This window comes from Clostridium sp. C2-6-12 (assembly GCF_009928485.1).
Taxonomy (GTDB): Bacteria; Bacillota; Clostridia; order Clostridiales; family Clostridiaceae; genus Clostridium.
The window spans coordinates 1-12509 of the sequence record NZ_JAABNP010000069.1; the positions used below are offsets into that span (position 1 = coordinate 1).

6 protein-coding genes are annotated in these 12509 nt (G+C 28.8%); all 6 read right to left on the reverse strand.

Going from position 1 to position 12509, the window contains the following annotated elements:
• Positions 1-885: 885 nt before the first annotated feature.
• The 6 genes from glgD to glgB all read right to left on the reverse strand — a co-directional run bounded on the left by glgD (position 886) and on the right by glgB (position 11937).
• Positions 886-1986, reverse strand: a complete 1101-nt coding sequence (glgD, locus tag GXK56_RS26905) for a glucose-1-phosphate adenylyltransferase subunit GlgD (protein ID WP_160693292.1) — start codon at positions 1984-1986, stop codon at positions 886-888.
• Positions 1987-2010: 24 nt separating this feature from the next.
• Positions 2011-3171 (reverse strand): glucose-1-phosphate adenylyltransferase, encoded by a 1161-nt coding sequence (locus GXK56_RS26910; RefSeq protein WP_160693294.1) that lies wholly within the window; start codon positions 3169-3171, stop codon positions 2011-2013.
• Between the two features lie 270 nt (positions 3172-3441).
• Positions 3442-5268: a glycoside hydrolase family 13 protein gene (locus tag GXK56_RS26915; RefSeq protein ID WP_160693296.1), complete on the reverse strand. Its 1827-nt coding sequence runs from the start codon at positions 5266-5268 to the stop codon at positions 3442-3444.
• A gap of 12 nt (positions 5269-5280) precedes the next feature.
• Entirely contained in the window at positions 5281-7716 is a 2436-nt protein-coding gene (locus GXK56_RS26920; RefSeq protein ID WP_160693298.1) for a glycogen/starch/alpha-glucan phosphorylase, read from the reverse strand.
• A gap of 25 nt (positions 7717-7741) precedes the next feature.
• Positions 7742-9181: a glycogen synthase GlgA gene (glgA, locus tag GXK56_RS26925; RefSeq protein ID WP_160693300.1), complete on the reverse strand. Its 1440-nt coding sequence runs from the start codon at positions 9179-9181 to the stop codon at positions 7742-7744.
• An 86-nt stretch (positions 9182-9267) separates the two neighbouring features.
• Positions 9268-11937 carry a 1,4-alpha-glucan branching protein GlgB gene (glgB, locus tag GXK56_RS26930; RefSeq protein WP_160693302.1) on the reverse strand — a complete coding sequence of 890 codons (2670 nt, stop codon included), beginning with the start codon at positions 11935-11937 and terminating at the stop codon, positions 9268-9270.
• Between the last annotated feature and the right edge of the window lie 572 nt (positions 11938-12509).

Consider the following 12509-nt stretch of genomic DNA (forward strand, 5'->3'; position numbering starts at 1 on the left):
TTATTCTGTTCAATTTTCAAAGACCATTTTCTTTCTACAACTTTCGTTGTAACTTCTTGTTTTTTGTTGTCACCCTCAAGCGACTTATTTAGTTTATCACTTGATTCGAATCTTGTCAACAACTTTTTTCAAATCTTTCAAACTTTTTCAAAAAAGGTTTTTATTTGATTTCTTTCAGTTGTTTACATGCCTTTATGACGTGTTTTATCTTAACATTTAAAATATAATATGTCAACATATTTAAATTAGATTTTCTATTAAACTTTAAGCTAACTCTATATATGGTCTCAAAATTCCTGTAAAACATAATAACAAAAAGCCTTATTAACATTTACTTTCATCATATTATCATCATATTAATAGCTACATGAATCAAAATCCATATAAATTGCAGTATAATTCACTAATTTATTTTAAGAAGTTTTAATATTACTATCTATAAACAAACTTAGTTATAATAAGTTCATACTGTTAGAACTAATAAATCAGTATAATTATTAAACTTTCTGCTCTTTACATAATACTCTTTATTAGACAGCTAAATCTAAAATTAAACTTTTCATTGTTCAACAAAAATAGCAAGATAATATGTTAATATATTCAATACCATGTTCTTATATATTAAGCAGGCTGATAATTCAGCTCCTTTCAAACATAACATATAAATATATTAAAAGCTTATCTTGCTTCTTCTGCTTTAAACAACTCTAATTAATTGAGGAATTTGAATAATTGTATCATTATAATAAAATCATCCAGACTCCTCAATATATAATTTCTAGAAAATCTTGTTCAAAATATTTTTAATACAATAAATTAAAGTGTTAAATGCTAATTTATTATTTGTTCTTCTCAAAAATATTTTAAATTATATATTTTCTAATCTTATTTTTTCTTTTTTATTACTAAAGGATACATAACAGAACCAATAAGAGTTTCTCCATTTCTTATTTCACTGCCTTTATCAGCAATTACATTATCTAATACTACCTCATCGCCAATTTTACTATTTTGCATAATAATGCAGTCTTTAAGTTTTGCATTTTTCCCTACATATACTCTTCTTCCTATTATACAATTTTCAACTGTTCCTTCAATTTTGCATCCATTAGCTATTATTGAATTCAAAACATTACTTTCTTTTGCATAATGAGTTGGTGCTTCATCCTTAGTTTTTGTATAAATAGGCTTCTCTTCATTAAAAATTTCTTTATTTATCTTTCGGTTTAATAATCCTACATTACTGTCATACAATGCCTTGATTGAGTTTATACAATCTAAATGCCCATTAAATTCATAAGCTCCAACTGATAAAATATTTAAATTGTTATGAATGTACTCTTTAACTTTTCTATACATTCCACTGCTCACGCATTCATTTACAATATTTACAAACAAATCAGTTTTCAATATATACATTTCCATATTGATGTTAGCTTTTGGATTTTTGCCTATATTTTCACCTACACTTATTACAGTTTGAGAATCATCAAAATTTACAACTCCACAATCAGCAAAAGCTTCATCCGCATTATTTACTCTTTTGTATATCATTGTAACATCTTTTCCAGTACTCTTATGATATTCTAATACTTCATTATAGTCTATATTACAAATCATATAGCTTGGTGCTATTAATACATATTCTCTTCTACTACGCTTTAGAAATTCTATATTGTCGGCAAAATTATGAACATCGTCATAAACTGGCTCGTCATTTCCAAAATTAAAAACTTTTAATCCGTCTTTTTTTCTATTTAAATCCCATGGCTTTCCATTTGTTAAATGATCTATTAATGATCTTGATCTGTTTTTAGTAAAAATACCTATACAATCAATCCCAGAGTTAGTCATATTAGATAAAACAAAATCTATAACTCTATATCTAGCTGCTATTGGAATTGAAGCAACTGATCTATTAACCACAAGTTCACCCATTCTATTTTCATTTTCATCTAAGTTAATTATACCAATACAATTTTTCATCTCTTTCTCCCCCTCAGCGATTCCCTAAACAGCCTTGCTATTTTCTATTACTGTACCCATTTTCACTTCTTCTTTTGCTCCTATAATAGCTATTTCATCTCCTAAAGAAATTTTACAATCCTTTCTTACAATAGCACCATTTCCGACTATTGCCTTTTCAATAACTACATTATCTCCTATTTTAGCATCTGTCATTATTATTGAATCTCTAATAACAGAATTTTTTCCTATTTGAACTCCTTGGAATAATATTGAGTTTTCAACTTGGCCATTAACAACACAACCTTCAACTACAAGCGAATTAGATACCTTTGCATTTTCTCCTATATATTGTGCTGGTCTTACTTTGTTTACAGAATATATTTTCCAGTCCTCTTCATCCAAGTCAAGTTCATTATCTTCCCTAATTAAATCCATATTTGCTTCCCATAAACTTTCTATAGTACCTACATCTTTCCAGTATCCTTTGAATGGATACGCAACCATTCTATTTCCATCACCAAGCATGCTTGGAATTATATTCATTCCAAAATCATTTTTTGATGTCTTATCTGCTTCATCTTCTTTTAAATACTTCTTAAGAGTTTTCCAATTAAAAATATATATTCCCATAGACGCCAAATTGTTTTTAGGACTCTTAGGTTTTTCCTCAAATTCATATATTGATAAATCTTCTCTTGTATTCATTATCCCAAATCTAGATGCCTCATCCATTGGAACTTCAATTACAGCAATAGTAGCTTCTGCTTGTCTTTCTTTATGAAAATCTAACATCTTTGTATAATCCATTTTATAAATATGATCTCCCGAAAGAATTAAAATGTATTCAGGATCATACCTATCAACAAATTCTATATTTTGATAAATTGCATTTGCTGTTCCTTTATACCATTCTCCACCCTTTTCTTCTTGATAAGGAGGTAATATGCTTACACCACCATGTGTTCTATCTAGATCCCAAGCTTCACCTATACCAATATGTGCGTTTAGTTCCAATGGTTTATATTGAGTTAATACCCCCACTGTATATATTCCAGAATTCGAACAATTACTTAATGGAAAATCTATAATTCTATATTTCCCTCCAAATGGTACTGCTGGTTTTGCTAATTTCTTTGTTAATATTCCTAATCTCGATCCTTGTCCACCAGCTAATATCATTGCTACAATTTCATTTTTACCCATAATATTATCTCCTCTCATATGTTTTTGTTCTCATTAGATAAAATTTGTTTTTATGTTTTATATATTTAATAATATGCTTAACATAATATTTTATGTTAATATGTTAAGCATATTATATTATCAGTAATTATTACATTTTATGATTAATTTAAGAAACTCCCATATAATTATTGTTACAAGCTATATTATACTATTATATGTAAAAAAATACCATATGAATGTATCCTAAAAATATTCCGCAATTTCCCACGTTTTAATCATAATAATCTTTTAAATCCTACGTAATATCTTAAAGTTGCGCGGTAAAACAGATATATTACTGCTTTTTCCTACAAACTTGTATTTTTCACTAATATTAAACAAATTAAAATAACATCCACTCAAATTAATATCTTTAATTAATTTTTGCTCTTTTGAAACATTAACTAAAACTACTATTTTTTCATTATCATAATTTCTTTCAAATGCAAATACATCTGAATCTGTTTCATAGATATTTATATCCCCTTTTTTTAAACCATTTTCATTATTTCTTATCTTTGCTATCTCTGTGTAAAATTCAATAAGATCTTTATTTTCCTTTCCCCATGGATAACTTCTTCTATTATCAGGTTCCTTTCCACCTTTTAATCCAATTTCATCACCATAATATATAAGTGGTACTCCTGGTAAGGTGAATTGGATAACTACAAGCAATCTTAGTAATTCTATATTTTCATCTAAAACAGTTAAAATCCTTTCAGTATCATTGGTTCCTGCAATATTTATATTTCCATAAAAACTTTCCCTGGGGTAATTTTCATATAAGGACATGATTTTCTGTTTAAGCCTATGTGATGTTATATATCCTTTTATGAAATTAATCAAGCTCTCTCTCAATGGATAATTGGTAACCGCCTGCACTTCATTTCCTTGAAGATACCTACGCCTTTTAGAATAACTCACCTTATTAGATGCATCATCCCAAATATCACCTAATAATACAACCTCTTTATCAATCTCCTGAATTCTTGATCTAATTAATTCAATAAATTCATCTGGTAGTTCATCAATTACATTTAATCTCCATCCGCTGGCACCTAAGTCTATCCATTTCTTCACAATAGAATTTTTATCTTTTATGATATAGTCAATATAACTTTTCTCCATTACATTTATATTAGGTCTCTCGTTTATTCCCCACCAGGACTGATACTGATAGGGATATTTTATAAATTTATACCAGCTATAATATTTACAATTAGGTGAATTATATGCTCCAATTTCATCATAATTTCCCAACTTATTAAAATACTTACTATCAGAACTTGTATAGCTGAAAACAGCCTCTAAAATCACTTTAATTCCTTTACTTTTTGCAATCTCACAAAATTCTTCAAACTCATCATTTGTACCAAACATTTCATCTATAAATTCATAATTTCCAGTATCATATTTATGGCAGCTGGATGATTTAAATACAGGACTTAATTGTATTATATTGGCACCTAAAGACTTTATATAATCTAACTTCTTTATAATCCCTTTTATATTTCCACCATAAAAGTCCCATCTTAAAATCCTACCCATGTTATCTTTTATATACATAGGAGTATCTTCCCACCTGCCATATATAAATGAGTTTTCCTTGGGAGAATTTATAGCATTATTTTCATTACCATTACAAAATCTATCAACAAGAATTTGGTATACTACTCCCTCTTTATACCATTCAGGTAAATGAGATTTTTCATATACTGTCACTTGATACGGCACAGGATTATAATTATATATTTGACCGATACCACCCAAATGTTCATCATTATTTCCGTAATACAATCTATCATATCCATCTATTAAAATAAAATAATATTCCAATAAACCCAATGTTTCTGATGTATCGATTTCCACAGAATATCTGAATTCACCACTGTTCAAATACTCTTTTTTCATTCCTTTGCTTATTTTAGTACCATCAAACAATATTAATTGAACTGCTACTACTATCTCCTTATCAACTTTAATTGATAACTTAACCTTCTGCCCAACTTCTACTGCTCCAAATGGTTTTCTAAATTCTAAGCTCTGTGAATCATGTATTGCCTGTATCCCGTCCATTAAATTAACCTCCTATAGATTCTTGTAAATTACCTCAGATCCCCAAATCCCTGTTGCATATTCTTCTATTGTTCTGTCAGATGAGAATATTCCCGAATGTGCAATATTAATTCCACACATTCTTTGCCATTTATTAGAGTCCCTATAAAGAGTATCAATTTTATCTTGAGCTTTTAAGTATGAATCGAAATCTTGTAGAACAAAGAATTCATCATTATAAGTTATCAAATTTTCATAAATACTTCTAAATCTATCTTTATCATTATGATATTTTCCATTTATCAAATCATCTATTACTCTTTTTACTCTTTTGTCACTATTATATATATCAATAGATCTATAGCCTCCATTTTGGTAATAGTTAAGCACTTCATCTGCAGTTAATCCAAAAATCACTATATTATCATCTGTTACTTCGTCCCTTATCTCAATATTGGCTCCATCTAATGTTGCAACTGTAATAGCTCCATTCATCATAAACTTCATATTTGATGTTCCTGATGCTTCTTTGGTTGTTGTAGAAATTTGTTCACTTACATCAGTCCCCGGAATAATATTCTCTGCTAATGAGACTCTATAATTTTGAATAAAAATCACTTTCATTTTCTCATTTACTCTAGAATCATTATTTATTTTATTAGCAACACTATTAATTAATTCAATAGTACTTTTAGCTAAATAATATCCTGGAGCAGCTTTTCCTCCAAATATGAAAGTTCTAGGAACAATATCGTAATTAGGATTATCTATCAATGTATTATATAAATCCATTATTCTTAAGCAGTTAAGCATCTGCCTTTTATAAGCATGTATCCTCTTAACTTGAACATCAAATATTGAATTTGGGTCTACTATTATATTATCATTCTTTAAAATTATGCTAGCTAGCTTTTCTTTGTTAAATTTCTTTATTTTTTCTAATTGTCTTAAAACAACTTCATCATTTAAATGTCTTTCAAAATTCTTCAAATCAATAGGGTGTCTTATAAAACTATCTCCTATTGTATCCTTTAATAATTTAGTCAGATGTGGATTACTCTTTAACAACCATCTTCTATGAGTTATTCCATTAGTTTTATTACTAAACTTATTAGGATATAAGTAGTAAAAATCAGACATTTCTTTTTTCTTTAATATTTCAGTATGAAGTTTAGCAACTCCATTTACACTGTAGCTTCCTACAATAGCCAAGTTAGCCATTCTAACTTGGTTATCTGCAATTATAGACATTCTATTAACCTTTTCCCAATTACCTGGATACTTAAGCCAAATTTCTTCACAATATCTTCTATTTATTTCTTCAATAATCATATATATTCTTGGAAGCAATTTCTTAAACATATCTACTGGCCATTTTTCTAAAGCTTCTGCCAAAATAGTATGATTTGTATAAGATACTGTATTACTTGTTATTCTCCAAGCATCTTCCCATTCTAAACCTTCTTCATCAAGCAATATTCTCATAAGCTCTGGTATAGCAAGAGTAGGATGTGTATCATTAATGTGGATTGCTACCTTTTCATTTAATATTTGTATATCTTTTCCATGCTTCTTGAAATGTCTTATAATACTTTGAACTCCAGCTGAAACAAAGAAATATTGTTGTTTTAATCTAAGCATTTTTCCTTCATAAAAAGAATCTTCAGGATATAAAACCTGTGAAATTGCTTCAACTGAATTTTTATATTCTATTGCTTTAAGCAAATCACCTCTATTAAAAGAAGAAAAATCAAATTCATTTGAAACTGCTTCTGCACTCCATAATCTTAGAGTATTAACAATTTCATTTTCATATCCAACAATTGGAGTATCATATGGAACAGCTAGAACCGGCTCAAAATTAAGATGAGTAAAGTTTAAGTGTCCATTTATTTGACTTACTTTTATTTCCCCGCCAAACTTTACAATTTCAGCTTTTTCAGCCTTTCTCTTTTCCCACACATTACCATACTTTAGCCAATCATCCGATACCTCTACTTGTTTCCCATCAATAATTTTTTGTTCAAAAAATCCATATTTATATCTAATTCCACAACCATTTCCTGGTATATTTAAAGATGCCATTGAATCTAAAAAACAAGCTGCAAGTCTTCCCAGACCACCATTACCCAGTCCCTGATCTTGTTCAAGACTTTCTAAATCTTCTAAATCTATATTTAATTCAGCTAAAGCTTCCTTGCATACCTCCCTTATACCTATATTTAATAACGCATCTCCAAGCAATCTGCCTAATAAAAATTCCATTGAAAAATAATATACTTGTTTTTCTCCAGTTTTATTGTATTTTTTATTAGTCTTTAGCCATGTTCTAGTAATATAATCCCTTACTAAACTCCCCAATGCATCATATTTTTGTTGGTTATTTCCCTCTTTTAACTCGATTCCATGCATCTCTAAAAACTTGTTAACATAAGCTTTTTTTAATGTCTTCTTATCTATATCGAGCATTAAAACACCCCCTCACCATATTGTCTTAATCTATCCCAGTTAACTCTCTATACATATTTAAATATATATTTGCTGATTTTTCCCAACTGTTATCCGAATTCATTGCTTGTTTGATGAGTCTCTTCCAGTGTTTTTTATTTTCATATATCCATAAAGCATATTGTATTATATTATATAGCTCTTCAGAACTATAATTTTTGAAGCTAAATCCATTGCCATACCCAGTATATTCATTGTATGCTTCAACTGTATCTTTTAACCCTCCAGTTTCTCTAACTATAGGTATTGTTCCATATCTAAGAGCTATCAATTGCCCTAGCCCACATGGTTCAAAAAGTGAAGGCATAAGGAACATATCACTTGCCGCGTATATCTTATTGGCTAATCCATTATCAAATCTAATATTCGCTGATACCTTATTACCGTATCTATAATCTAACCATTTAAAATGATCTTCATAATGTTTATCTCCAGTTCCTAAAACAACTAATTGAATATTTTGCTGTAATAGTCTGTCTGAAATATCAACCAATAAATCAATACCTTTTTGATGTGTTAATCTAGTTACCATTCCTATCATAGGAATATTTTCATCAACTGTTAATCCCAGTTCTCTTTGTAATTCAGTTTTATTTATAGCTTTATTTTTAAATGAATTTACATCATAATTCTTTGAAATATATCTATCCGTCTTAGGATTAAATTCATCATAATCTATTCCATTTACAATTCCTCTTAACGCATAAGATCTAATTCTTAATACTTCATCTAGCCTATGGCCGTATTCTGGCGTTTGAATTTCATACGCATAAGTATCACTAACAGTAGTTATTATATCTGAATAATATAATCCGCCCTTCATAAAACTTACGCCCAAATCAAATTTTAAGCAGGTATTATTATATAATTCCATATCAAATCCAAATAACTCAGGTAATATATTAGGATCAAATACTCCTTGGAAAGCTATATTATGGATAGAATATATACACTTCATATTCCAATAAAACATATCATTTCTTTTGTATTCAAATTTCAACAATACAGGAATCATACCAGTTTGCCAATCATTACAATGAATAACATCTGGCTGCCAATCTACTTGTCTTAACATATCTAACACAGCTCTATCAAAAAATGCAAATCTTTCTGCATCATCATAAAAACCATATAATCCATCTCTGTTAAAATATTTTTCATTGTCTAAAGCATAGTATGTTACTCCATTATAAAAGCATTCCCATACACCACAAAATTCTTCTCTCCAGCCAACTCTAACATTAAACCATTTAACAAATCTTAGTTTATCTCTTACTTCCCAGTTAATTTCCTTATATTTTGGGATTACTACTCTAACATCTGCATTTTTTTGTGCAAGAGCCTTTGGTAATGCCCCGGCAACATCTCCAAGTCCTCCACTTTTTATAAACGGACCCGCTTCTGATGCCACAAATAAAACTCTCATTCCTTATCCCCCTTAGCTTAATCAGCAATGTCTTTAATCTTATTAACTATAACTTTAAAAGAATAGTTAATAAGATTTTTATTACATTATTTACTACTTTCCTTAAGTTCCATTATTTCTTTAACAGGTTGTTCTTCAACCGCATCCTGTTGTTCCATAGCAATTTTACTAACCTTTAATACTAATGTAGCCATTGGTGGCACTTTTATTTTTAAAGAGTATGGTTGGTCTTGGAACTGTACTTTTTCAGCAAATAGTACCTCTCCCATTATTTGTCCTGAACCACCATATCTTTCATCATCAGTATTAAATATTTCTTTATATTCGCCTAAGAATGGCACCCCAATTCTGTAATCATAGTATACTGTAGATGTAAAATTAATAATAAAAACTAATGTATCTTCATCATTTCTACTTCTTCTATTAAAAATTAATATACTTTGTTCACTATTATCTGCTTCTATCCAATTAAAACCTCTATAATCATGATCAAGTTCCCATAAAGATCTATTATTTAAGTATAAGTGATTTAATTCTTTAAAAAATAAATGTGTTTTTTTGTGAATTTCAACATCCTTAATAAGATTCCATTCAAGTTCTTCATACTCTCTCCATTCTATTGGTTGAGCAAATTCACACCCCATGAATGTTAATTTCTTTCCTGGATGACCCATCATATATCCCATAAAGGCTCTTAATCCTGCAAATCTATTCCATTCATCTCCCCACATCTTGCTTATTAATGATTTTTTACCGTGAACAACTTCATCATGTGAAAGAGGCAACAAATAGTTTTCTGCATAATTATACATCATTGCAAATGTTATATTTCTATGGTTATGACTTCTATACATCGGATCTATTTGAATATACTCTAAGGTATCATTCATCCATCCCATATTCCATTTTAAATTAAATCCCAAACCATCATGATTAGTTGGTTTTGTTATATTAGGCCACGCTGTTGATTCTTCTGCTATCATAAGTGCGGTAGGATATTCTACAAATACAGCTTTATTTAATTCTTTTAAGAAATCTATAGCTTCCAAGTTGCCGTTTCCGCCATATTTATTTGGAACCCATTCACCATGAGATCTACTATAATCCAAATATAAAATACTAGATACTGCATCTACTCTTAATCCATCAATATGAAATTCCCTAAACCAATATAATGCATTGGAGATCAAATAACTCTTTACTTCCGGTCTTCCTAAGTCAAAGTTACAAGTTCCCCAGCCTCTATTTTCAGCTCTCCACTCTTCTTGATATTCATATGTTGGTGTTCCATCAAATTTATATAGTCCATGAGAATCCTTACAAAAGTGTCCTGGAGCCCAATCCATTATAACTCCTATATTTAATTCATGTAATTTATCTATTAATTTCTTTAAACCTTCAATATTTCCATATCTGCTTGTTGGTGAATAATATCCTGTTCCTTGATATCCCCAAGATGCATCTAAAGGATGCTCAACAAGAGGCATAATTTCTACATGAGTATATCCCATTTCTTTTATATACTTAGGTAACCTTTTAGCAATCTCTTCATAAGTTAAAAATTCTCCATCTTCTGTAGTTCTCCAAGATCCTAAATGTACTTCATATATATTTAATGGTTCTTCTAATACATTTATACTATTCCTATGTTGAATCCATTTTTCATCAGTCCACTTAAATTCTTTAGGTTCATATACTATTGAAGCACTGTCAGGTCTTAATTCAGTTTGTATTGCATATGGATCAGCTTTTAAGTCACCCTTTTCACCATTCTTAGATATGATGCAATACTTATATCTATCCCCAAGTTTAACTTTTTCAAAGAATCCCTTCCATAGTCCATTTTCAGAAATTCTTTCAAGTTTGTATTTATCATCTAATTCAAATTCATTAAAATCACCAACAACATACACATCTTTAGCATTTGGTGCCCAAGTTGCAAATTGCACCCCTTTTTTTTGTCCCTCTGTCTTAATATGTGATCCTAGTACATTATAAGCATCATAATTCTTACCTTGATGAAATAAAAATGTATTAAAACTAGTTATTTCACTCTTATCCATGGTTTCCACAACCTTTTTGACAGTTTCTTTTACTGTTTTTGCTTTAGATTTTGCTTTTGTTTCTATTTTCTCTGTTGATACTTTAGGCTTTGTTGTTCTAGCTGTTGTTGTTTTCTTTTTCGCAGTTGTTGTTTTAGTTTCTGTTGTGTTATTAGTTTCAGCCGTTACTGCCTTAGATGCTGTTTTTCTTGCAGTTGCCGCTTTTTTAGTTGGAATAGCTTTTTTTTCAGCAACTTCACTTAATTTTTCTTTATCCGATTCTATACCTTTTTCAGCCATTTCAATTTGTATAACTTTTGAACTATTTTCTATTTTAGCTACTTCATCATTTTTTTCTTTTATACTACTTCCTTGTTTTGCCACTGCCTTGGTCGAATTTTTAGTTGCCGTTCTTTTTGCAGTAGTTTTCTTTTCTGTTTTTTTTACTTCATTTTTAACTTCAACTTTTACATCAGTTTGCTTTTCTATAGTTTTAGGCAAAACTTCTTTATTTTCTGACTCTTTCAATTCCTTTGGCTTTGAAGCAACCTTCCTCACACTGTTTTTAGTTTTTATTTCATTCTCTTTTAAACTAGTTGAAGCACTTTTTCTAGCACCTGTTTTACTACTTTTCCCCTCTATTTCAGGTGAATTTTGTTCAACATCTTTAATATTCTTACTGCTATTTTTGCTACCTTTGCTTTTATCTAGCATAAAACCATACCCCCATCCATTTTTCTATCCCTCTCATAATCTGAAATTTATATATTTACATTTTAATTTTTAATCTTATATATACATCTTACCAAATTTTATAGTACTTTTCACTTATTTTTCTATATTTTTCATAAAATTTATTAATCTAATTCATATTTTTAAAATTAAAAATCTATATTTATCCACAAATAATGTATTAAATTTAATTTATTATTCATATTAGTATCAAGGATTATAAAATTTTTCTTTAAGTAATGAAAACAAATTAATTGTTTACATAAATGTATAAAAAAAAGAAAATCATAATAGATTTTCTTTTCTAAATATTCATAAATATAAAATTATAATACTAAAAACTTTTTTTAAATTTTATTATTATTTATATAACCTCATCGTAAAAAATCATTTTTTTATGATTTATAACTCGTAAATTTTAACAAAAAGTATAATTGAAATTTAATTTTTATAATTTTATAAAATAAAAAAGATAGTCTTCATTATGACTATCTTTATTTTACCTCGCAACGTCCTACTCTGCCACACAGTCACCCGTGCAGTACCATCGGCGC

Excerpts from the sequence above, each read along its gene's own strand:
- GXK56_RS26915 (WP_160693296.1), bottom strand. The coding sequence starts at position 5,268 with ATGGACGGGATACAGGCAATACATGATTCACAGAGCTTAGAATTTAGA.
- GXK56_RS26910 (WP_160693294.1), bottom strand. The coding sequence starts at position 3,171 with ATGGGTAAAAATGAAATTGTAGCAATGATATTAGCTGGTGGACAAGGA.
- GXK56_RS26920 (WP_160693298.1), bottom strand. The coding sequence starts at position 7,716 with ATGCTCGATATAGATAAGAAGACATTAAAAAAAGCTTATGTTAACAAG.
- glgB (WP_160693302.1), bottom strand. The coding sequence starts at position 11,937 with ATGCTAGATAAAAGCAAAGGTAGCAAAAATAGCAGTAAGAATATTAAA.
- glgD (WP_160693292.1), bottom strand. The coding sequence starts at position 1,986 with ATGAAAAATTGTATTGGTATAATTAACTTAGATGAAAATGAAAATAGA.
- glgA (WP_160693300.1), bottom strand. The coding sequence starts at position 9,181 with ATGAGAGTTTTATTTGTGGCATCAGAAGCGGGTCCGTTTATAAAAAGT.